The sequence below is a fragment of the Ancylothrix sp. D3o genome (assembly GCF_025370775.1).
Classification (GTDB): domain Bacteria; phylum Cyanobacteriota; class Cyanobacteriia; order Cyanobacteriales; family Oscillatoriaceae; genus Ancylothrix.
Map to the genome: position 1 here is coordinate 33,935 of NZ_JAMXEX010000016.1, position 23,123 is coordinate 57,057.

Annotated in this window: 19 protein-coding genes and 1 pseudogene; 9 read left to right on the forward strand and 11 right to left on the reverse strand. The window is 41.9% G+C overall.

Annotated features, from left to right (window positions below):
- Positions 1–46: 46 nt before the first annotated feature.
- Entirely contained in the window at positions 47–364 is a 318-nt protein-coding gene (locus tag NG798_RS21260) for a zinc ribbon domain-containing protein (RefSeq protein WP_261225711.1), read from the reverse strand.
- A gap of 166 nt (positions 365–530) precedes the next feature.
- Between NG798_RS21260 and NG798_RS21265 the strand changes: the two genes are divergently transcribed.
- Together NG798_RS21265 and NG798_RS21270 are read left to right on the forward strand one after the other, a co-directional pair.
- The gene (locus tag NG798_RS21265) at positions 531–1,004 is read left to right on the forward strand and encodes a TspO/MBR family protein (RefSeq protein WP_261225712.1); all 474 of its coding nucleotides are present in this window, start codon (positions 531–533) and stop codon (positions 1,002–1,004) included.
- A gap of 266 nt (positions 1,005–1,270) precedes the next feature.
- Entirely contained in the window at positions 1,271–2,791 is a 1,521-nt protein-coding gene (locus NG798_RS21270; RefSeq protein ID WP_317619619.1) for an adenylate/guanylate cyclase domain-containing protein, read from the forward strand.
- 56 nt (positions 2,792–2,847) lie between these two features.
- On the opposite strand, the gene NG798_RS21275 is transcribed toward NG798_RS21270, so the two are convergent.
- The 3 genes from NG798_RS21275 to NG798_RS21285 form a co-directional block, all read right to left on the reverse strand.
- On the reverse strand, positions 2,848–3,093 hold the full coding sequence (locus NG798_RS21275; protein ID WP_261225714.1) for a ChaB family protein: 246 nt from the start codon (positions 3,091–3,093) through the stop codon (positions 2,848–2,850).
- 269 nt (positions 3,094–3,362) lie between these two features.
- Positions 3,363–3,899 carry a hypothetical protein gene (locus NG798_RS21280; protein WP_261225715.1) on the reverse strand — a complete coding sequence of 179 codons (537 nt, stop codon included), beginning with the start codon at positions 3,897–3,899 and terminating at the stop codon, positions 3,363–3,365.
- 177 nt (positions 3,900–4,076) lie between these two features.
- Positions 4,077–4,829, reverse strand: a complete 753-nt coding sequence (locus NG798_RS21285; RefSeq protein WP_261225716.1) for an amino acid ABC transporter ATP-binding protein — start codon at positions 4,827–4,829, stop codon at positions 4,077–4,079.
- Between the two features lie 30 nt (positions 4,830–4,859).
- Here NG798_RS21285 and NG798_RS21290 point away from each other — a divergent pair, with 30 nt between their 5' ends.
- The 3 genes from NG798_RS21290 to NG798_RS21300 all read left to right on the forward strand — a co-directional run bounded on the left by NG798_RS21290 (position 4,860) and on the right by NG798_RS21300 (position 8,060).
- Positions 4,860–6,377: an ABC transporter permease subunit gene (locus tag NG798_RS21290; protein WP_261225717.1), complete on the forward strand. Its 1,518-nt coding sequence runs from the start codon at positions 4,860–4,862 to the stop codon at positions 6,375–6,377.
- 162 nt (positions 6,378–6,539) lie between these two features.
- Positions 6,540–6,773: a hypothetical protein gene (locus NG798_RS21295; protein WP_261225718.1), complete on the forward strand. Its 234-nt coding sequence runs from the start codon at positions 6,540–6,542 to the stop codon at positions 6,771–6,773.
- A 294-nt stretch (positions 6,774–7,067) separates the two neighbouring features.
- Entirely contained in the window at positions 7,068–8,060 is a 993-nt protein-coding gene (locus tag NG798_RS21300; RefSeq protein WP_261225719.1) for a glycoside hydrolase family 104 protein, read from the forward strand.
- A gap of 110 nt (positions 8,061–8,170) precedes the next feature.
- On the opposite strand, the gene lysS is transcribed toward NG798_RS21300, so the two are convergent.
- The gene (gene lysS / locus NG798_RS21305; RefSeq protein WP_261225720.1) at positions 8,171–9,733 is read right to left on the reverse strand and encodes a lysine--tRNA ligase; all 1,563 of its coding nucleotides are present in this window, start codon (positions 9,731–9,733) and stop codon (positions 8,171–8,173) included.
- A gap of 525 nt (positions 9,734–10,258) precedes the next feature.
- Between lysS and NG798_RS21310 the strand changes: the two genes are divergently transcribed.
- Together NG798_RS21310 and NG798_RS21315 are read left to right on the forward strand one after the other, a co-directional pair.
- On the forward strand, positions 10,259–11,425 hold the full coding sequence (locus tag NG798_RS21310) for an ATP-binding protein (RefSeq protein WP_261225721.1): 1,167 nt from the start codon (positions 10,259–10,261) through the stop codon (positions 11,423–11,425).
- A gap of 3 nt (positions 11,426–11,428) precedes the next feature.
- Complete coding sequence (locus NG798_RS21315) at positions 11,429–13,417, forward strand: response regulator (RefSeq protein ID WP_261225722.1); 1,989 nt, start codon at positions 11,429–11,431, stop codon at positions 13,415–13,417.
- A 43-nt stretch (positions 13,418–13,460) separates the two neighbouring features.
- Here the strand turns inward: NG798_RS21315 and chrA are convergent, their stop codons facing one another.
- The 5 genes and pseudogenes from chrA to NG798_RS21340 all read right to left on the reverse strand — a co-directional run.
- On the reverse strand, positions 13,461–14,696 hold the full coding sequence (gene chrA / locus NG798_RS21320) for a chromate efflux transporter (protein WP_261225723.1): 1,236 nt from the start codon (positions 14,694–14,696) through the stop codon (positions 13,461–13,463).
- A 173-nt stretch (positions 14,697–14,869) separates the two neighbouring features.
- The gene (locus tag NG798_RS21325; RefSeq protein ID WP_261225724.1) at positions 14,870–15,514 is read right to left on the reverse strand and encodes a MotA/TolQ/ExbB proton channel family protein; all 645 of its coding nucleotides are present in this window, start codon (positions 15,512–15,514) and stop codon (positions 14,870–14,872) included.
- 167 nt (positions 15,515–15,681) lie between these two features.
- Entirely contained in the window at positions 15,682–16,476 is a 795-nt protein-coding gene (locus NG798_RS21330) for a DUF2993 domain-containing protein (RefSeq protein ID WP_261225725.1), read from the reverse strand.
- A 302-nt stretch (positions 16,477–16,778) separates the two neighbouring features.
- Positions 16,779–18,719, reverse strand: a complete 1,941-nt coding sequence (locus tag NG798_RS21335) for a lipopolysaccharide assembly protein LapB (RefSeq protein ID WP_261225726.1) — start codon at positions 18,717–18,719, stop codon at positions 16,779–16,781.
- A 272-nt stretch (positions 18,720–18,991) separates the two neighbouring features.
- Positions 18,992–20,485: pseudogene (locus tag NG798_RS21340) on the reverse strand (pseudouridine synthase); the annotation flags it as partial.
- Positions 20,486–20,652: 167 nt separating this feature from the next.
- Between NG798_RS21340 and NG798_RS21345 the strand changes: the two are divergent.
- Together NG798_RS21345 and NG798_RS21350 are read left to right on the forward strand one after the other, a co-directional pair.
- Positions 20,653–21,231 (forward strand): DUF4126 domain-containing protein, encoded by a 579-nt coding sequence (locus NG798_RS21345; protein WP_261225728.1) that lies wholly within the window; start codon positions 20,653–20,655, stop codon positions 21,229–21,231.
- 98 nt (positions 21,232–21,329) lie between these two features.
- Positions 21,330–21,794, forward strand: coding sequence for a regulatory protein RecX (locus NG798_RS21350; protein WP_261225729.1), 465 nt, complete (start codon positions 21,330–21,332; stop codon positions 21,792–21,794).
- A 95-nt stretch (positions 21,795–21,889) separates the two neighbouring features.
- On the opposite strand, the gene NG798_RS21355 is transcribed toward NG798_RS21350, so the two are convergent.
- Positions 21,890–22,963, reverse strand: a complete 1,074-nt coding sequence (locus NG798_RS21355; RefSeq protein ID WP_261225730.1) for a GUN4 domain-containing protein — start codon at positions 22,961–22,963, stop codon at positions 21,890–21,892.
- Positions 22,964–23,123 lie beyond the last annotated feature (160 nt).

A 23,123-nucleotide genomic window follows, 5' to 3' on the forward strand; every position in this document is an offset into this window, starting at 1 on the left:
AAGAAAGCCGGTTATTTTTTTAAAAAACCGGCTTTTTTAAAATCAGTTATGGGTTGTTTAATGGTTTACCCTGCCGGTCTACAAACCGACTTTGACCTTCTTTTGCGGTGACGTCTTCATAGACTCCTTGATCTCGCTTTACAAGCTTTTGGAAACCGAGATTTTTGTAATCGGTATCCGAGGTGGGGGTGATTAAACTGGGGACACTCAGCAACCGCTGCACCGGCGCTGCTTCTGGAGTATCTCCGGGTTCACATTTTGCTCGTTTGCACAACTCCCCCCAGGTAGAGATTTTATCATTTATGCTGTGCATCACTTCGACTTTCTGGTTATTGCTCGGACAGAAATAATCGTAAGTAGGCATGGCAATATTGTTGGATTTAAAAGTTTAGTTGGCTGATTGCTAAATAGTATAAACCATTTCTGGGGAATTTTACACATCTAGGAAAAATTGAGCGTGGCGGGTGGCTTTTCTAGGGATTTACTGAGATAATAAACGTATTCAGCGTAAAGCAGTTGGAGTCAGGTAAATGATTAAATCATGGATGGTAATCGGGGGCGTGGCGCTTGTGGTTGCCTTTGGCATTAATGGGGTTTTTCGTGACAGCAGCAGGTGGTTTTATCGCCTGCAAAGACCACGCTGGTTGACCTTTGAAGGGCTGATTCCTTTTATTTGGACTTTTATTTTTATTTGTGGGGTTTGGTCTGCGGTTCTTGTCTGGGAAAAAGACCCTGGCTCACGTTATACTTGGCTGCTTATGGGCCTTTATTTGTTGCTAGAAATTGCCATAATGTCCTATACCGCAATTATGAGTTTATTGCGAAGTTTAAAAGTGGGTACAGTGATAGGAGCAACTGGCATTTTAATCGGTGCATTGCTGACGGTTGGGGTGTGGCCGGTTTCCGCTACCAGCGGTGCTTTGTTAGTTCCTTATATGCTGTGGAGTCCGATTGGCACTTATACAACTTGGGCGATGATTGCTGAGAATCCAGCGGATGCTTAGATGAAATCGCGCATCAAAAAATAGGCGAATAGGCTGTTAAATTTACGCTAAAACGCTTAAATTAGCCGTTACTTTTTTTGGTTAAATTAAAGAGGGTAAAAAAAAGACTCGGAGGCAAAATCGGTAGAATGCGAAAAAGTTATAAAGTAAGCGAATGCCAGCTAATTAAATTGTTAGCCAAAAGATTTTTTTTTATAAAAACTCTATTTTTTAAAAGATATTTTCGTCCAGCCAAATCTGTTAAAGCTAAGTCTGTAAAACCGCCTGTGCCGGCCAATGAAGACGACCGCCTAAAAGCGCTTGAACGCTATAATATCTTAGACACACCGGCAGAAGAAGCTTTTGATGATTTAACAGCGTTAGCGGCGTATATTTGTGGTACGCCGGTGGCTTTAATTAGTTTAGTGGATGCTAACCGGCAGTGGTTTAAATCAAAACTTGGTATTGATGCCACAGAAACCCCTAGGGATCTTGCTTTTTGTGCTTACACAATTCTCAATCCTAATGAGGTTTTAGTGGTTTCTGATGCCACACAAGATCAGAGATTTGCCGGCAACCCATTAGTAACTTCCGATCCCAATATTCGCTTTTATGCCGGCACTCCTTTAGTAACCCCCGATGGATTCCCTCTTGGATCACTTTGCACGATTGATAATACTCCTCGCAATCTTTCCCCAGAACAATTAGAAGCTTTGCAAAGATTAGGCCGGCAAGTTATCAGTCAAATGGAATTAAGGCTGAATTTAGCCAATTTAGAACGCACCCTCCTACGCCAGCAACAAGTAGAAGAAAAACTGCGAGCTTCGGATGCCCAAATTGTTAACATAGTAGAAGGAATTACCGATGCTTTTTTTGCCCTTGATCGTCATTGGCGTTTTACCTATGTGAACCAACAAGCTGCGGAAATATTGAAAAACGAACCAGAAACTTTGTTTGGAAAAGTTATTTGGGAGGAGTTTCCCGCTATGGTTAATTCCACTTTTTATCATCAATACTATAAAGCGGTTTCTAAACAAATGGGGGTTACATTTGAAGAATACTATGAGCCATTAAAACGCTGGTTTGAAGTTCGGGCCTTCCCCTCCTTAGATGGAATTTCGATTTTTTTTCACGATATTACTAAAAGGAAACGTTTAGAAAAAGCCCTACTTTCTGAAAAGACAAAAACCGATAATTTACTTTTAAATATTTTACCTAAACCCATTGCCCAACGCTTAAAACAGGAACCAGGACTGATTGCAGAACGTTTTGAAGAAGTAACAATTTTATTTGCTGATTTGGTAAATTTTACGCCTTTTTGCAGTAATCTTACGGCCACAGAAGTGGTGCTTTATCTTAACAAAATATTTTCCGTTTTTGATATGTTGAGCGAACGCTATGGCTTGGAAAAAATTAAGACAATGGGCGATAGTTATATGGTGGCTGGCGGTTTGCCAATTGCCAAATTAGATCACGCTCAAGCAATTGCCGAAATGGCATTTGAAATGCTTCATGCGATTGAAGAATTCAATGCTCAAGAAAACACTGATTTAAAAATCAGAATTGGCATAAACACCGGCCCGGTTGTGGCAGGAGTAATTGGCACTAAAAAATTCATTTATGATTTGTGGGGAGATGCAGTGAATACAGCTTCACGGATGGAGTCTCAAGGAGTTATTGGCAGAATTCAGATTAGCCCTTCTACTTATGAATTGTTGCGCGATGAATATGAGGTTGAAGAACGGGGTTTTATTTATGTAAAAGGCAAGGGAGAAATGATGACTTATTTGTTAGTTGGAAAAAAATAAACATGATAGGAGAAACCCAGCTTTTTGTCAAAACCGGGTTTCTGAGAAATGAAATATTAATTTCCGCCAGACTGTACAGATTTATGCGAAATGTTGCTGACATCTGGTTTGCGGTGCCAGCAGCCATCTTCTCCTTGAGCGTAGGCGTAGGATACGGTGTTCCACGCAACGGAGCGGGCGCCGTCTTCATCTAAACCGTCTCTGCGAGCGCTGCTAAAGGCGGCTTTGTAGATGTTTTCGGAACCATCTAATAGTTTGCCCTGCAAGTCTGAGGGCACGTCTTCCATGTGTTTTTGTTCCATAAAATGCACTCCATTTGTTTTGTTAACCAGGGATGATTGTAATGAGTAAATGTAGGCTGTTTCCTCTTTCTTTGGGGGGGTTATAGAGGCGAGTTATCTCTGCCGGTGGCATGATAATCTTTGGTTGTTGAGGTTGTTTGTTGTGCGGATTATATTTTTGTTTCTGCTGAAATTGTTGGGGTTGGTTTCGGGATTTGCTTTTGCAGTTGGGGAAGGTTAAAGTTTTGCTGTTGGCATAAAAATATTGATACTGACAGCGGGTACTTTAATTATTTTGATGCCGAGTGCGTGGCAATATTCAAAGAAATGTCATAAACCATTTGTTCCGGCGCTACCTGACACGCAGAAATCGGTTGATTCTCTGGACATTTGGCATTTTCAGAAGGATTTGTTTCTACTTTCAATAAAGCCAAATTGTTGCCTTTGCGAAAACCCCGCTGTTTGCCGGTGGGGCTATCTGCCGCATAATTATTATCGGGTTGCCAGCCTTGATCTGTTAACATTGTTTCTAAATCTTTTGCCACTTGATTGATGCTTTGAAAATTTTGGCCGGTGCCGGCGGTAATGAGCAAACAACCCGTGCCTTTTTCGCCGGTGCGTGTATCATTAAAAGGCGCAACATTTCCCAAGACACGCACTTTCAAAACCTGATTCATTTCTTGACGCATTTTACCACATTCAGCCACCGGCACAGGTTGATAAGTTTCGGCCTCTTCCGCACCGGCGCTTTGTAAATTTGAAACAAAAAAAGAGCCGGTAATCACTACAAAAAATGCAATTCTGTTGAAAAATTTAGCTGACAACATAGTTACGAGTAGATTGTTTTAAATTCAAACTCAACCTAAACAACTATAACATCAAACTTCATAAAAAAACATCCCAAACCCAGAAAAAAGCAGAAAAACCATCTGCGTTCATCTGCGTTCATCTGCGGTTAAAAAATCTTAAATCCTCGCCAGCCTAAACCCCAAAAAAATCCCCCCTTACGCAGCCCGAAACCGGCTTAAAAACATCCTTAAACGGTCACTTTCAGGATGATTTAAAACCTCCCGCGCCGGCCCTTCTTCTTCGATTTTCCCTTGATGTAAAAAAATTACTCTGTCAGCAACCTCGCGGGCAAATTGCATTTCATGGGTAACAACCACCATCGTCATCCCATCTTCTGCTAATTGCTGCATAACTCGTAAAACTTCCCCCACCAATTCAGGATCGAGAGCACTGGTTGGTTCATCAAATAACATAATATTTGGATTGACGCATAAACTGCGAGCAATAGCAACTCGTTGTTTTTGGCCGCCTGAAAGTTGTTCAGGATAAAAATTAGCTTTTTCTGACAATCCCACTTTTTCTAAATAAACTCTCGCTTGCTGGACGCTTTCGTGACGCGATTTATTTTGCACTTTTTGAGGCGCTAAAATTAAATTTTCTAAAACAGTCAAGTGAGGGAATAAATTAAATTGTTGAAACACCATCCCTACTCGTGTGCGGAGTTGGCGTAGTCGAGTAAGATTAAGCTTTGAGTGGGATAAATCGACACCGGCAACGGAAAGATAACCCCCATCAATAGTTTCTAGGCAATTAAAACAACGCAGGAGGGTACTTTTGCCACATCCAGAGGAACCAATCACCGCGACAACTTCACCTTTGTTGATACTGCCGGTGATGCCTTGCAAAACTTTTAGGGAACCGTAGTTTTTTTCTAAACTATCAAAAACGATAAGAGGATCATTAGACATTGGAATTGCGTTTATTTGCAGGAGTTAAACATGAGAAAATTAAGTTTGATTATAGCAGGTCGTCAAGTGGCGCGGGTTTTGGCAATATTTTTTGCTTGCTTAATGCTCACCGGCTGCACTTTTTCGCTGAATTCGGCGGCGAAACTTTCCGAAATTGTTACGGTGGCAACAGAACCGGCTTTTCCGCCTTTTGAGTTTCAATCTGCCGGCGGCGAATTACAAGGCTTTGATATTGATTTAATGCAAGAAATTGGCAAAGCGGGGAAATTTGGAGTAAAGTTTCAAAGTTTGCCTTTTGATGGGATTATTCCTGCTTTGCAAGCCGGCACGGTTGATGCGGCAATTAGTGCGATTACGATTAGCAAAGAACGGCTAAATACGATATCTTTTTCTCGCCCTTATTTTAAAGCCGGTTTGGCGATTGCCGTCCGCAACAACAATAATAAAATTACAAGTTTAGAGAGTTTAAAGAATAAACTTATTGCCGTACAAATTGGCACCACCGGCGCGGAAACAGCCAAAACTATCACTGGGGCAAAAATTCGCACGTTTGACTCAGCGCCTCTGGCTTTGCAAGAGTTAGTAAATGGCAATGTAGAGGCGGTAATTAATGATGGGCCGGTGACACTTTATGCGATAAAAACCGGCAATCTCAAAGGCATTAAAGTTGTCAGTCAATTGTTGACAGAGGAATATTATGGCATCGCCACTGCCAAAAACTCCCCCAACCTCAGCCGCATCAATCAAGGCTTAACGAAAGTGTTGGAAACCGGCACTTATTCGCAAATTTATCAAAAATGGTTTAATAGCCAACCGCCTGACTTGCCGGTTTCTTTAGCTTTGGCGGAATCTCAAGCAAAAAAAGGCACATTTTTTAGTGTGTTTTTATCATCGCTTCCACCCTTATTGCAAGGAGCTTTAATTACCTTGCAAATCACAGCTTTTTCGGTTTTTTTAGGAATGATTTTCGGCTGTTTAATTGGGATTTTGCGTTTGTCATCTTCGCGGCCATTAAGGATATTGGCGCGAGTCTATATTGATTTTTTCCGGGGGACACCGTTACTGGTGCAAATTTTTATGATTTATTTTGGCTTACCGGCTTTAATTCAAGAGTTTGGAATTACTTTCAGCTTTGAAAGATTGCCGGCGGCGGTATTAGCATTAAGCCTGAATAGTGCCGCTTATATTGCAGAAATTGTGCGGGCCGGTATTCAATCAATTGAACCAGGACAAACCGAAGCGGCAATATCATTAGGATTGGGGCCGGTGCAAACTCTGCGATATGTAATTTTTCCCCAAGCATTGCGGCGAATGCTACCGCCGTTAGGAAATGAATTTATAACCCTTTTGAAAGATACAAGTTTAGTTGCAGTGATTGGTTTTGAAGAGTTATTTCGACGCGGACAATTAATTGTCGCTGAAAATTATCGGTCTTTTGAAATTTATGCAATGGTGGCCTTAGTTTATTTAGCTTTGACTTTGTTATCTTCCCAAGCATTTACGCGGCTGGAAATTTTGATGAATCCGGTTCGTAATAAGAAAGAATGAGGTATATAAACCCGGTTTCTCTAAGAAAGCAACTTTCAAAAACCAGCGCCACTCCAAAATAAATCCCCCACCAGAGGGGAGTTGTTATCTTCTTTTAGATAGATGAACATGAGCGCGACATTGGGGCAAAGTGAGGTTGTAAATTCTTTTGAGGAAAAGCTTATGGCTATCAACGATTCTGCACAACCGATTGCCAACCTGGAGTATGATTTACTCACCGTGTTGCACAACAAAGCCGAGGCCGCCAAAGCCTACGAAACTTATATTCAAGATGCCGAACAAACAGGCTCACAACCTTGCGCCGAATTATTCCGCAAACTGCAACAACAAGACTTAAAGCAAGCGCAAGAAATCCGCGAACATTTGCAACAAGTGATGGCACACGGTAAGATGTAAAGTTTGGAAACCTGGCCGGATTTGAGAAAAAAACGCCGGGGGAAAAAGCCATAAACTAAACTGAAAAACGCTTTTATCCCCCTAAAAGATTAGTTTTTTTTTAGCAAATCTCCCCAAAAGTTCCAAAAAGCGCTAAAATCGTGGGGATCATTGTGTAGAAAGGATTTTAAGCAACGCTCAGGAGTGCAAACATCGGCTTGAACACAAACATATTCGAGAGGAAAGGATACCGGTCAGCCGGCGCTACTTTCGAGTTTGTAAGACAAGCCTGTCTACAGGAGAGGAGAGAACGGAATGTACATTGAACAGCAAACCCGCAGATATGCGACGGTCGGCTATTTTGACAATGAATTAATTCATAATTGGGTGCGCCGAAAGCGTCCCCATCAGCGGCGGTTTTACTGGCTATTAGCAAAACAATTTCAATTGTTTATCGAGAAACCTTTAGCAGAAGTCGGTTTAGGAGATATCAAAGCTTTTGCGAGTTCACAAACTTTGCAGAAAATTCCCCATCGCCAAATAGCAAAAAATATTGCTGCCATAAAATCTTTAATGACTTTTGGCTACCAAACCGGCAGTTTACCCATCAATATTAGTCCGACGGAATGGCAGGAACTTAGGTTAAGAAAAAGACCTATCCAAAAGAAACCACAGCGGAAATTTAACCTGCCTTTAGCTTTAGGAGTGTGGTTTTTAGCGGCAGCAATTCCCCTATTAATCTTAAGCAAATTGCAACCAAGCCAGAGAGTTTTTACCTTAGTAAGAAGTTGGAATACACCGGCAATTCCGGAACCTAGCGAAGTGTACGCACAAAACGAATCATTAAAAAATCCGAATATCAAAGCTTTTTTAGATACCATTGCTCAAGCCGAAGGAACGTCGGGCCCAGAGGGTTATCGCACAATCTTTGCGGGGGAAACTTTCAGCGATTACAGCAGGCACCCGGACGAGGTAAAATGCGCTTATTCCAACGGAAGAAGACTTTGCTCAAGTGCGGCGGGAAGATATCAATTTTTAAAACCGACTTTTGACCGTTTGCAAAAGAAACTTAATCTCCCAGATTTTAGCCCGCAATCACAAGATTTAGCCGCCTTAGAATTGATTCGAGAAGAAGGCGCTGTAGAAGATATAAAGGCGGGAAATATTCAAAAAGCCCTCAAAAAAGTTTCAGCAATTTGGGTACATATTGAGGGGGCCGGTTACGGTCAGCCAGAGCATTCTTTAGATAAATTAGAGGCAATTTATCAGACACACCGGCAAAAATATGAGTTGAGTAAGGCGGAATGAGGAGAATTAGTGATTAGCGAGTAATTTTGGCGTGGCACATTATGGGCAGTTTTTGGTGGGCAGAGCCCACCGTAGTTTTTACTGCTCAGAGGGGTGGGGGAGAAGTGAAATTACTCTTTCACCGGCCTCATTGTTGGGAACATGATAATATCTCGAATGCTTTGAGTATTGGTTAACAACATCACCAGACGGTCAACTCCTATGCCCATACCGGCACAATTTGGCATACCGAGTGATAAAGCCTCGATAAATTCCTCATCCATTGGGTGTGCTTCGTCATCACCGGCATATTTTTGAGCGAGTTGTTCTTCAAAGCGTTTTTGTTGTTCTTTCGGGTCGTTTAATTCCGAGAAACCATTGGAATATTCAGTGCCGGCAATAAACAATTCAAAACGTTCGACAAAACCCGGTTTATCGCGGTGTTTTTTGGCAAGAGGACTGACTTCTACAGGGAAATCAATAATAAACGTAGGTTCCATTAAACTCGGTTGAACAAGTTTATCAAAAACGGTGTATAAAACATAGCCAAGACTTTGTTTTTCGAGGTTGGAAAAAGTCAGCCCTTTTGCTTCAGCAGCGGCAATTGCTTCTGATAATTGAATATTATCAAAATCAATGCCGGTTTCATCTTTGATGGCTTCTACCATTGTTTTAACTTGCCAATGGGTGCCGGTGAAGCCGGGGTATTTTTGGCTGTGGTCGTATTTACGTTCGAGGCTGATGGTTTGACCTTGATATTCGATTTCTTTTTGGTCGCCAAAGATCGTTTCGGCGCTGTAGCAGATTAGGTCTTCAACAACCGTTAAAATGTCGAAATAATCGGCGTAAGTTTGATAAGCTTCAATCGTCGTAAATTCTGGGTTATGGGTGCTATCGATGCCCTCATTTCGGAACACTCTGCCAAGCTCAAATACACGCTCAAAGCCTCCACAAATTGCCCGTTTCAAGAACAATTCCGGGGCAATTCTCAGATATAAATCCACATCTAAAGCATTGTGGTGAGTAACAAATGGTCTGGCTGCGGCACCACCATAAATAGCTTGTAAGGTGGGAGTTTCTATTTCGTAAAAGCCCTTTTGTACCAGGTAGGTGCGGAGGCTTTGAACAATGCGAGAACGAGTTTGAAATCTTTGGAAAGATTCGCGGTTGCCGGCTAAGTCCATTTCCCGGTGCCGGCGGCAAGTTTCGGGGTCATTTACGCCATAATAAGCGTCGGGAAATTGAATGGTTGCTTTTGATAAAACGAGCAATTCTGTGACTTGTAGGGAAAGTTCACCGCGTTGGGTGCGACATCCAATACCAACTACGCCGATAAAGTCGCCGACGTCGAGGAGTTTTTTGATTTGATCGAAGGATAAACCATGCTCGCCGGTGACGAGGTTTTTTTCGATTTTAAGTTGTATTTTGCCGCTGCTGTCGGTGAGATCAATAAAGCATATTTTACCGCTGTCGCGTTTGGAGGTGATGCGTCCGCAAGCGCTGAGGGGTTTTTCTTCAGGATCGGCTTGTCCGTTTTGGAGTTCTTTGCCTGGTTGGTTAAAGAGTTCGTGTATTTGTTGGGTGGTATGGCTGCGCCGGTAGGCTTGGCTGGGGTAGGGTTCGATGCCAAGTTTGCGTAGTTCTTCGATTTTTTGGGATCTAACTTCGGCTTCGCTCCGGGTTGGGGTGGTCATCCGTTCTTGTTTTAGTGAAGGTAAGACGTTTTATCTTATCATAAGTTTTGCTTTGGGTTAACATAGTAACAAAAACTGCCTAAAAAGTTACTGTTGTTAATGTTTAATAGCCAGGTTTATTGTATTTACAAAATTCGGTTTTTTTTGCTATTAAATCTACAAAATATACCCACCACTTAATTTATTTAAAAGATAATATCTAGTTATTGTTTAAAAATTAATAAAAACCAAATTTGCTTGATTATTCACAGGCGGAGTATCTGGCTTTAAATTGATTTTTAACTAAGGGGAAAAACCGCATTTTTCTAACAAGTGCTGGGTTTGACCCCCAAGACAATCTTTGTTTATTATTAAATCTAATAAAAATTGTCAAGGTCTATAAACAAGAAGTTTCATAAAAATACAGTTTGTGCTTGCTTCAGCCCCAAATTTGCCTAAATAGCCAAATATTTTTATAATGAAAGATATTTTCAGAAAACCTTAACCCATCAACCACACCCCGGCATTTTTACTATTTATTAAAATATGAACAGGCAAAACTTAACTTCTCCCTCCTCTATCCGTATCTTGGTTATTGAAGATGATCCAAATACTAGAGAATATGTCAAGACTTTATTACAAAACCGTTATAACGTTGAGGCCGTCTGTGATGCAGTGGCAGCCAGAGCAGCGATAGAAAAACAACCACCGGATTTAGTGCTAAGCAATGTGATACTGTTGCCAGAGCATAAAAGCAACCCCCAAAACATCAAAGTGCCGATGATTTTGGTTTGTACAGCCCTAGAAGCGCCCATAGAAACACCAGAAGAAGCGGTGCAAGATTATTTGAGGAAGCCGTTTTCTGAGCGCGAGTTGTTCGCAAGGGTAGAGACACAGCTAAAATTAGCCCAGATGCGACAAGAAGCTGCCGAGCGTGAGATTTATTTGAGTGAGATCCAAAAAAAATACATAAAGTTAGAAGAGCGCCTCCAAGAATGCAGAGCCCAAGTGGAAGCAGGTAATCAAGAACTCAATCAGTTTTCTTACTCCATTTCTCACGATGTTAGAACACCTCTGCGTTATATTAATACCTTTATTGATTTGCTAGAAAAACAAATAAACCCCGCTACCCTTGATCAAACCAGCCGCGAATATCTACAAATTATTGCAGATTCGGCAAAACAAGCCGATTCTTTACTCAAAGATTTATTGCAATTTTCGCGCCTTGGGCGTGCTGAACTGCGATTTACAACAATCGATATGGAACAATTAGTTCAGGAGGTGTTAAGCGCTTTTCAATTGGACATTCAGGATAGAACTATTAATTGGCAGATCGAACCTTTACCAGAAGTAGAAGGCGATCCAGCGATGTTGCGAGTTGTGCTGCACAACCTAATTTCTAATGCAGTCAAATATACTCGAACTCGCCAGCCTGCAAAAATTACCCTAGGCAGTATCAAGCAGGCTCAACAAATTATTTTTTATATAAAGGATAATGGAGTAGGATTTGATATGCAGTATGTCGATAAATTGTTTGGCATTTTTAGCCGCCTGCACCTTCAAGAACAGTTTGAAGGCGCGGGGGTGGGGCTGGCAAATGTCCGCCGCATTGTTCACCGGCACGGAGGTAAAACTTGGGCTGAGGGAAAGCTAGATGTGGGAGCAACTTTTTATTTTTCGCTGCCAATAAATCAAGCGAAAGGAGATCAATAACAGATGAATGCAGTACGGCTTCTCGTATTAGAAGATAGTGGACTAGATGCTGCGGTTATCCAGGCCACTCTCCGCGAAGGAGGAATAACATTTGAATGGCTGAAAGTTCAAACCCGCCAAGATTTTTTGGCAGCCTTGGAAAACCAGACATTTGATGTGATTTTGTCCGATTATTCCTTGCCTGGTTTTGATGGAATTTCTGCTTTAAAAATTGCTCATAATATTTGCCCAGAAGTCCCGTTTATTTTTGTGTCGGGGACTTTGGGTGAGGAATTGGCTATTGAAACTTTAAAAAGCGGGGCGACAGATTATGTATTAAAGCATCGTTTAGAGCGATTAGTGCCCTCGGTACAGAGAGCTTTACAAGAAGTTAAAGAACGCCGGTCTCGCGCCGCTGCTGAAGCAGCTTTAAAAGAAACTGAAGAGCAATTTCGTCAACTGGCTAATGCCATGCCGCAAATTGTATGGGTTGCTTTGCCAAATGGGGAACCAGAATATCTAAATCAGCAGTGGGTAGAATATACAGGTTTTTCTTTAGAAGAAACTCGCCACAAAGGCTTTCTTTTAAAGGTGACTCATCCTGATGATTTTGAGCAAACTAATTTTTTGTGGGAAGAGTGTTTAAAAAGTGGCGATTTTTATCAAACAGAGTTTCGTTTGAAGCGGGTAAGCGATGGGGAATATCGGTGGTTTTTGTGCCGGGCGGTGCCGGTGAAAAATAAACAAGGCGAGATTATTCATTGGTATGGAACTTTAACGGATATTGATAAGCAAAAACAAGTTGAAGAAACGCTCCGCCGGCGCACCGAGGAATTAGATCGCGCCAACCGTATTAAAGATGAATTTTTGGCCGTGCTTTCTCACGAATTGCGGACTCCTTTGGGCCCGATTTTGGGATGGGCACAGTTATTGAGAATGAAAAAGCCCGATGAACAAACTTTAATCCGGGGTTTAGAAACTATTGAACGCAATGCGAATATACAAACTCAATTAATAGAAGATTTGCTGGATGTTTCGCGGATTTTACGAGGAAAAATTAGTTTAAATGTGCGCTTGTTAGATTTGAGATTAATTATAACTGCGGCTCTGGAAACTGTGCAATTAGCAGCAGAGGCGAAGTCAATAGAAATTGAAACTCAAATGCCGGAAAATGTCGGTCAAGTTCGCGGGGATGCAGGCCGGTTACAGCAAGTGATGTGGAATTTGCTTTCTAATGCCGTTAAATTTACACCTTCTGGGGGCCGAGTACAAATATTTTTGCAAGAAGTTGAGGACTGGGTGGAAGTTAAAATTAAAGATACCGGCAAAGGAATTGAACCGGCCTTTTTTCCCTATATGTTTGACTATTTCCGTCAAGCAGATAGCTCGACTACTCGAAAATTTGGCGGGTTGGGCGTGGGTTTGGGAATTGTTCGCCATTTGGTTGAGTTACATGGGGGTGTGGTTGAAGCTGAAAGTGCAGGAGAGGGTATGGGTGCAACATTTACGGTGAAATTGCCTGTTTTTAACGAAAATAAAACCTCAAGACTAAAGCCGATTTCTCAGCAAAGATTCGGCGAAACTGCTGACAGTTGGGTACGAGAACATTTGCCACCAATTTCACCGCTGGCGGGGATAAGAGTTTTGGTGGTGGATGATGAAACCGATACGCTGGAGTTAATTACTTGGATGCTCAAAGATGCCGGTGCTATTGCGGCTGGTGTGACTTCTGCTCAGTCGGCAATTGAGGTTTGGGAGGGTTTTCAACCAGATGTGCTTATTAGTGATATTGGAATGCCCGAAGAAGATGGTTATAGCTTAATTGCAAGGGTGAGAACAAGGATGTCGGCAGATAAAGTTATTCCGGCAATTGCTCTGACGGCTTATGCGAGAGAGGAAGATCGACAACGTGCTTTTTCTGCGGGGTTTCAAGAGCATATTACTAAGCCGGTTGAGTCTTTGAGTTTGATTGCTGCGGTGGCTGTTTTAACTGAGGTGAAATTGTTGGAATGATGCGCGGCTTCTTGAGGTTCTTTTGCTGCCGGTGCAGATTCAATTAAAGCAATTTATCCAAATTGAAAATTAACCCAAACAAAGCACCGGCCATCACAATTAATGCTGCATTTACTTTAAATCTGATCACGGCTATTGCCGCCGCTACTGCTATTAAAAGCGCCCCATAATCTGTCACCACCGCCAATCCCAATTTCAATACTACTACTGCCATCAAGGCGACACTCGCCACATTTACTGCATCCAAAAAGGCTGACATCCATTTAGAAGAACGCAAACGCTCAATCAAAGGATTAGACAATGCTACAAATACAAACGAAGGTAAAAATATCCCCACCGTCGCCACGACAGCACCGGCCCACCCTGAAATCATATAACCGATAAAGGTGGCTGTTGATAACACCGGCCCCGGTGTAAATTGTCCGATGGCTATGGCATCTAATAATTGCTGTTGGGTTAACCATCCTTTTGCTACTAATTCTCCCTCTAAAAACGCCACCAATACATACCCACCCCCAAACAAAACACTTCCAACTTTGAGAAAAACTAAACCCAACTGCCATAATGAGGGGGAAGCACCGGCACTCAGAGAAATTTTTTCTCCCAGGGGAGAGATTTTTGCTAAAGTCACAACAAAGGCAGAAAAATTGCTGGCAATTGGTGGCAAATTTGGGAAAGAAAATAAACTCAACACCGGCCAAGGAATAAAAGCTTTTAAAGTTTTACCACCGGCACCATTTCCCATTAACCACAGCATCCCCAACACGCCACCCAACAACAAGGCTAAAACTTCATTCACTCCTGCTAATACCGTCACCGCTACCGCCACCGCTACCAACAATAATTTGCGATTTTTGACGGCGGTTTTTCCTAATTTCCAAACTGCTGCTAATATAATTGCCAAAACTGCGGGTTTGATTCCATACAACGCCGGCGCTACTTGGGGTAACTGGCCATATTGGGTATAAAACCAAGCAAAAATTCCTGTTATGGCTATGGCGGGGGTAATAAAACTTATGCCGGCTATTATTAAGCCTAGAGGGCCGGCGTAAGTGTATCCTACATGAATTGCCATTTCTGTTGAATTCGGGCCGGGTATTAGGTTGGTTGCGCCCAATAAGTCTAAAAATTTTTGTTGTGTTAACCAGTTGCGGCGGGTGACTATTTCTTCCTGCATCATGGCTATATGGGCTGCTGGGCCTCCAAATCCTATGATTCCGAGTTTAAAAAATACTTTGGCTAGTTCTTTGAGCCGGTGGAGTATTGTGGAGGAAGTCATTTTTGTAAGGGGTTGATAACGGTTTTTTTTACTGTAGAGGCAATTGCCCTGGTTTCCCCCAATTTAGCGGATAAGTTGATGATTTTTTGGTGGCGATGCCCCGTTTTACTGTGGGGATGCCTCGCCAATTATCCAAGAGGGTCGTTACGGGTTACAAATAAGGTGGTATAGAATCACTTTATCGGTTTGTCTTTTTGTCCTCTATATTGGCGCCGGTAGAGTAATTCGAGTTGTCCTCCATATTCAATTATCAGGGCTCGCTGACGTTGGTATAAGGCGCGAAAAGTGTTAGCAAATAAGAGGGTAAAAATTGCCACTACTAAACCGCTGGCGGTCGAGACTAAGGCTTCACTGATGCCGGCGGTGACATTGCCGGTGTTACTTCCGCCTATGTCGCCAAGTCGCAATGAGGCAAAGGTTTGAATTAAGCCTAAGACTGTGCCTAATAACCCCAGCAAAGGTGAAATGCTGATTGTAGTGTCAAAAATGGTGTTAAACCGACGCAGCAGTGGTAATTCTGCTTGGGCGGCGCTTTCTAGGCAGAGGCGAAATTCATCTACGGAAGGCCGGTCTAAACTCAACGCGGCGAGAAAGATCCGCGACATGGGTAAATCGAGATTTTCCTGTAACTGTTTGCGGGCGGCGTCTGGGTTGCGGCGATAAACTGCCAAAACGTCTCGCACGAGTTTGTCTTGCCTGGTGAGTAGGCGAAACCAAAAATAGATGCGTTCTAAGATCAGTGCTAGTGAGAGCACAGAAAATCCTAGCAACGGCCACATGACAACGCCGCCGGCAGCGAACAAATTGTTAACAGCCATTGAATTTTTCCTTAATATTCCAGACTTTAGATTTTAAATGCTTATGGCTGTTAGTTGAATGCTGGCTGCCGAATGCTAAAAACCCGGTTGCTCAGAAAAATATTGTCCTTGACGGCAGTTTTTTCTTGCCAAAAAACCGGGTTTTTGCTCTTGCATCTAAAATCACATTAGGGTGTACGGGGGAAGCGTTCAATTTGTGCGTAACCGCTGAAGAGCAGCTTGTCGCCTTGGGTTTCGAGCCGGTTTAGTCTCAACATTACTCCATCAAGGTCGAAGCGGTCGAGATCAACCATGTTATCTAAAATTTCGCAGAGAGCTTTTGATAAAGCCTCCGAAACTTCTTTCAAGGTGTCGGGGATCTCTTGAAGATGAATTTGAGGATCTTTAAATACAATTCGCCTGCGACGTTCAATGGCTAGGGTTACGGTTAAACTGAGCGGTACGATTCCATGATTGGCTAATTCTGCTTTGGCGTATATTTGCACTTGGTTTTGTGGTAATAACCGTACCTCTACTTCGGTAAAGGAGACTGGCTGGCCGTCGCTGATTGCCTCTAGGGCGGGAGATTCGAGGTTAAGCAGGCGTTTTGTCACCAGTTCGGCTTGGAAGGCTTGGTTAATACCAGCTTCGGTGAGGGTGACTTCGGCGACGGCTTGGGTCGGTTGTTTGAGGCGTATGTGCCCGCTTAAAATTGAGCCAAAGTCAAGGGCGACTGCATCGGTTTCAAAGGACATTTCCTCAACGGGAAACTGTCTGCGAATGACTAAACGGCGGCCGGTCATCTTAAAGCTGTCAATACTGCCCTGCAACAATTTGCTGGAAGGTTGGCAACGTACAAAGACCTCCACCGCTTCGCTTTGCGAAAATAGGTGGCGTATGGATTGGCTGGCGACGGTGTTGAGCATTTGCTCTCCCCAGTCAGTGCCAGTAGGAGTTGTTTTGCCGATGAGATTCCCAAACATTCGGTTTCTCGTTTCCAGAAGGTCTTGATCATTTGTAACAAAATATGAAGTTTCCAGCAAATGCCTCTGCTTTAGGAGAAAGGCTAAGAAACCAGGTTTCCCGTGAAAATGCTTTGATTTTCAATGAGATATCTATAAAGATACCTCTTTTGACTTTGACTGCATCAGTTTTGAGCGGAAAATTCAGGGGTCAAGAGTGATTAGTTAAACTTCATTTACTAATAGTAATTAATGATTGGTTCTTCCTTGACAAACCCGAATAAATGTAGTAAGGCTTGCCTTTAACCATTGACCCCTGACAATTAAGCCTCGTTGTTTAAGCGTTTTTTCCAATAGGCTAAACCTGGGTGTTCGGGGTAAGAATTTTCCCACATTTGCAGCCAAGTTTTCGCTGTTTGGGGGCTTTTTTTGGCCATAGCAATTTCTACTTGAACATTGCATAAGGCCGCAAATTCACTTGCATGGAATTTTTGACGGCTAAGTAAGGGGGTAATTAATTTTTCGGCTGCTTCTATTTCTCCCTCCTCGATATAATTTCCGGCAATTGCTGTGCAGGCAAAAACATAATCGGGATGTTTTTCGTAGATTTCTTGGATTAAATTTTTGGCTTCTTGTTTGCGTCCTTGTTGTTCCCAAGCACGGGCAAGGTTATTGAGTAAAGATGGGTTTTCTGGTTCAATTTCGAGGCATTTTTTTAGCAATTTTTCTGCTTCTAATGGCTGCCGTTGTTTCAATGCTTGGTTTGCCTTTCCTAACATATTTAAGACTTTTGGAGAGTATGTGACAGTTGGCTCGTCTGTGATTTCAAACCCAACTAAAATAATTTCTGTCCATTCTCCTTTCAGCCACATTTCGACTTTATGAGTGTCTAAAAACCCTGTCTTCTTAAGAACCATAGCGGCTTCATGCCGTTTTTCATCTGGCCCTCTTTGGCCAAAAGCAAAGGTTTTTAAGGCTTCTAACATTTCTGGAGTTCTTGCCATTTTTGCCAACTGTAGAGCAAATTCTCGTGCTGATGGATCGCCACGATCTAATAAAATTGGGATCAGTTTTTCTATTTCTGGATGTTGTTTTAAATATTCCTGGGTTGTTTTTTGGGCTGCTTCTTCGTCTTGACCTTTAAATCCTTCATTGACTGCTTTAACTAAATCGTCAATTGTTGATTGTGAAATCCAATTTGCCAGAGGGAATGGCCAAGGGGAATGACGCTGGCTCACCGGCTGGTTTAAGTCGTTGAGGTTAACGCGGGTAAGGTAAAAATTCGGGTCAATTTCTAAGGCTTTTTGCCAGATTTTCCGAGCCTGGTCTTGATTACCTTTTCGCAATTGGGCACAACCGGCTAAATGATATAGTAAAGGAGCGCTAATTTGTCCTTCTAATAAACCGGCTTTTTCGGCGTTGCTATAGGCTTCTAATACGCTGTCGTCATCGCCTAAAAAGCTAAAGGCTTCGGCTTTTTTTACCCAAATATCAATTATTTCTGATTCAACAGCTTTAAGTTTTTCTGCTTCTTGTTTAGCTTGTTCGATGTTGCCGCTTAAGATTAAATAACGGCTAATATTAGACAAAGCATGATAATTTTGAGGATTGATTTGCAAAACTTTTTGGCAGCTTTCAATGGCTTTTTGGAGGTTTCCTTCCATCCAGTAAGTCTGGCTAATATTATTGATGGCCTGAACAAAATCAGGACACATTTCTAAGATTTTTTGCTCTATTTCCCGTGCTTCTAAATATTTGTTTAATTCTAAGAAACCATGTGCTTTTTCGTGGAGAGTTGCTATTTCTATGGCATCGGGGCCGGTTAATCCTAAGTCTGTAATAATTTCTGTAGTTTTAGTCTCCAGTTCTCTGATAGTTTCTCGCACCTCTTCGGCTTTTTTATGTTGCGGCCAAGTTTCAACAAAGCGGCGAAATGTTTGCAAGGCTAACATCGGTCGTACATTGGTCATATAAGCGCCGGCTAACCCTAATGTTGCATCAGCATTATTGGGTTGAATTTCTATTAGGCGTTCGCAGGCATATTGATAATGCAGCATATCGCCTATTTCATAATAAAGATTAATTTGACTGATATAAACATCAGGTTCTTGGGGATATTTTGTTTCGAGGTTTTGCAAAATTTCAATAGCTTGATCCCAGTTTTGCCGGCGCATTTGAGCATGAGCTTTTGTTAATTCTGCGATAAGTTGTCCTTTACTGCTACCAAATCCTTTAGCTGAGGTGGTTGGTTTAAATTTTGCCATGATTTTTAGTTTCCTTGAGATTTTGTTAAAAGATAGCTACAAAAGCCCTAACCAAATTTTAGAGCTAGAAGTGCGAGTTATTAAATAAAAAAAATATTAAGAATTATTCAAAAAGGCGTAGTAGTTTGTAAATGGATAATTTTTTTTAATTGCGGATGCTCAAAACGTAGTTCTCTGGCGTGCAAATGTAATCGGCTGACTTCGCCAGAATACCCATAAAGAAAATCTCCTAAAATTGGCATTCCCAGTCCTCTAAAATCAGCGGAATGCACTCTTAATTGATGAGTGCGTCCTGTGAGAGGGAAAAACTCAACACGAGTTTTATTGTCTAGTTTTTCAATAACTCGAAATTTTGTGAAACTAAGTTTACCGTGTTCTATATCTACTTTTTGGTAAGGGCGATTTTGGGGATCTCCCCAGAGGGGTAAATCTATCAATCCTTGGTGGTTTTGAAGTGTGCCGGTAAGGATAGCTTCATAAATTTTTTCGACTTGCCGGTTTTGAAATTGCCGGCTAATTTGACGATATATTTCTAGGCTGCGCGCAAATAGCAAAATGCCTGATGTTTGTTGATCTAATCGATGTACAGCAAACAGAGAATTGCCATCGCTTAACAAATGACGCAGACGACTTAAAACGCTATCTTGCTTGTCGCTATAACGTCCGGGTACTGAAAGTAAACCGCTGGGTTTGTTGATAGCAATTAGCCATTCATCTTCATAAATAACCGGCAGATTAATTGGCGATAAAATAAGCTGGGACGAAGATTTTTGAGAATTTAATCCAGACAGTAAAAATCCCATTATTGGCTGACAACGTTCGGCACAAGCTCCATAAAATTGTCCTTGAATTTTATCTTGATTTGCAGAAACCGCACCCCACCAAAACTCTGCCATTGCTAAAGGTTTTAAATTGTGTTTTGCGGCATAGTTGAGCAATTTTGGCGCACAACAATCTCCTGTGCCGGTGGGTATAGAATTAACCGGCATTAATTCTTGTAATGAGAGAGTTTGGCCGGAAAAATTTGTCAGGCTGTAGGCTAAGTGCATTTGGGATTGTAATTGCCGAGAAAGAATTTTGCGCTGTTTTTTTAATTCTGAAATTTCTTGCTCTGCGGCTTCAATTTTTTGTTTAATGGGTTGCAAGACTAAATTTTGATTTTGTTTAAATTTACGCCGCTCAATGCCTTGTAATTGGCTTTCTTTGGTCAGTTCTTCTAAAGCCAAATTCAGCGCTTCTCCGCTGAGGCTTTGGCAGAGTAACGCTCGTTTTTCTTGTCGTTGTTTTTTACAAATTTGATGGTCTTCTGTTAGTTGAGATAATTGCTGCTCAAACTGGTCAAAAACCTTTTTATATTCTTCTCTTTCTGGAAGGTTTTTAAGCCTAATTAATTCTTGTTTAATGGTTTCTAGTTCAGTTAAAGTGCGGGTTTCTTCTAGGGCAATTTTTTCGCGTCCGGAAATAGGCGGTACCCATCCTTCAATTTGGCTTTGAGCGTTTAAAAGACCAGAGAAGGCTTTGAGGACTCGTTGTTTACCGTTGGGTAATTCTACGAGTAAGATTCCATACATTTTGCCTTCACAGAAATAACGCTCATCTTTGGCGAGTTGCTGCATTAAACCTTGGGCAATGGCTTCAGATAAGCGAGTGCGGGGGAGTCTTAATAATTCTCCTGTTTGAGGACAAATGCCTTCATAATAATAACTAGGAAAAGCGCTTTTGTCGGCAGAATTATTATCAATAAAATCGGAGATTTCGTGAAGCATCACCCTAGAAGAAAAAGTGTAAGTTTGGCACGGGTGAATTTTAGCAGTTTATTGTTCCATTTCCCAGTGGCAATAAAAAAGTTTACAAAATTTTGTTAAGAACGAGGAAAAGTTCTAACTTTATGCAGAGGGCAAAATGAGGTGATTTTTGCAAAAGTTTAATTATTATGAACACACTATTAAGCCTTGCGATTGGTATTACGTTAAGTGCGGCTTGCGGCTTCCGAATTTTTATACCGCCTTTGGTGATAAGTGCAGCCGCAGTTTTCGGACATTTGCCGCTTTCTCCTGATTGGCAGTGGGCGGGTACAACGCCTGCTTTAATTGCTTTTGCAACGGCTACTTTTTTTGAGGTGGCGGGTTATTATATTCCTTGGGTTGATCACATTTTGGATATATTTTCTACGCCTGGAGCAATGGCTGTAGGAACGATGATGGCGGCGGCTTTTTTTCCTGATAGTGATCCTTTGTGGCAATGGGCCGGTGCGGCTATTGCTGGGGGCGGTTCGGCGGGTATTATTCAAGTTTTGATGAATATGACTCGCTTATCTTCTACGGCGTTAACAGGAGGTTTTGGTAATGGTGTAATTTCGACTCTGGAATTAGTTGGGGCTGTGATTTTATCGATTATGGCGCTTTTTGTGCCGCTTTTGGCTTTAGCTTTGCTTGCAATGGGATTGATTTTTGTGGGTTATAAAGGGTTGCAGAAGTGGTCTGAAATAAGGCCGGTGGAAAAACCTAATTAATTTGCAAAAAAGGCTAAGCGGGAAAAAATAATTAACTGATTTGCTCCTCCTTAAAGTTAAAATGTTTATGGCGTTTGAAATTTTAAGGAGGAGTTTGTATGAGTGGGTGTTTTAATTATTTTTTGTCGCTCGTTTCACGCAAGGATTACAGCGCGTGGGAATTGAATAAAAAAGCACGAGACAAAGGGTTTGAGGTTGAGGAAATAGCAGAAGCAATTGAGCAGTTACAAAATCTAGGATATCAATCAGATTTACGGTTAGTGGAAAATTTGATTCTTGCTAATCAAAAAAAGTATGGTAAGCCGGTTTTGAAAAGGAAGTGTTTGCAAAAAGGTATTGCAGGCGATCTTTTTGAGAAAGTTTGGGCTGCTGCAACTGCGGAGGTGGAAAACGAAGATGCACCGGCCTTGATGGAGTTAAAAGCTAAAGTGATGCGAAAATACAAGATTACGGATTTTCAAAAGCTTGATCCTAAAGTTAAAAGCAAGATTATTAGCTATCTTCAATATAGGGGTTTTAATGCTTTTCAATTGTTACGGGAATGGCAAGAGGAGGAAAATTAACAAGTATTTTTGGAGTGCCGGCTGGCTATGAAACAAGCCGGCAGAGGAAAGGCTATTTTTGCTGATAGTAGGATTGAGCAATTGTTGGTGATAAATTAAAAAACTCGGCAAGTTTTTAAGCGAGTAGACATTTCTTGAATCCACCAACCTCCCCAAGCATCCATGATGCCTTCTGAAAGGGCCGGTCGTAGGGGTAAATGGCCTTTTGGTGCGGTTTTTTGGTCAAATATTGGTTGTGTTTTATCCCAGCCGACAATTTCTTCAAAGCGCAAGGAATCTTGATAGTTTTTGCCGTTAATATTTTGCCATATTTTTGCTTGGACGCTTAAACCAAATTGTCCGTTACTATTTTTAAGCCAGAGTTGATCTATGGTTTGGAGATCGGTGCACGGAAGTTTTTTAATATCACTTGCTGTGAGATATCCCTGCTGTTGTTGACCGGCCAGTTCTAAAAGTTTGTTAGAAGTGAGCCGGTTGGCTTCTCGCCAGTTTTTTGAGGTGAGGGCTTTTTCTAGGGGGTTAGAAGGGCTTGGAGAGGCGGCTACACAAGTTTTTACTCGTTCATAAAAGCCGGGTAAATATTTATAATTTCGTTCTTCTTGCAGATACATAGCATCAATGCTGCAACTGCCACAACCGCTGCCTATTTGACTTGTTAAGGAGTTAATAGTTTCCGCAGAGATTCCGTTCCAAGGTAAGTGTCCTTTGGGTGCTTTTGTAGTGTAATTCAGTTCGGTTTCCATGAGCCAAGTTGAGGCATACCATTTATCTTGAAATTCGGCATCGGTGAGGGGTTTTGTTCGCATCCAACCGGCTGTTTTTCCCAATGCTTCTACTTTTTGGCGGGGGTTGGTGTATTGTTGTTTTTGCCAGAGTTGTTGTTGGATGCTAAAGCCAAATTGCCCGTTACTGGCTTGCATCCAAAGGGTATCAATGGCGCGTAAATTTTCGCAGGGTATTTTGTTGAATTGGGCTTCGGAATAGAGGTCGCCGTTTGGATAAGTCCATTGTTGAATTAATTTTCTGGTTTCGATGTCGGCGGCTTTCCAGTTTTGTTGGTTTAAGTGTTGGCTGAGTTGAGGATATGAGTTGTTGGCGGTGTTAGAAATTGCTGGGTTTATAGTGAGTAGGGTAACGGTTATGGTGAAATAGAGAGGGTAGTTTTTCATAGTAGGGGGGGTTTTAAGGGTTTATTTGTGTTTTCGATGGGCCGGTTTCGGTTTCGGGAATTTGTGGGAGGGAGTTAGATAATATTATATTTTGAGACTTTGGGAATTGTTGGCTTAGACTGATGCTAGGGATACACAGGGGGATTTTTGGTTGAGTGAG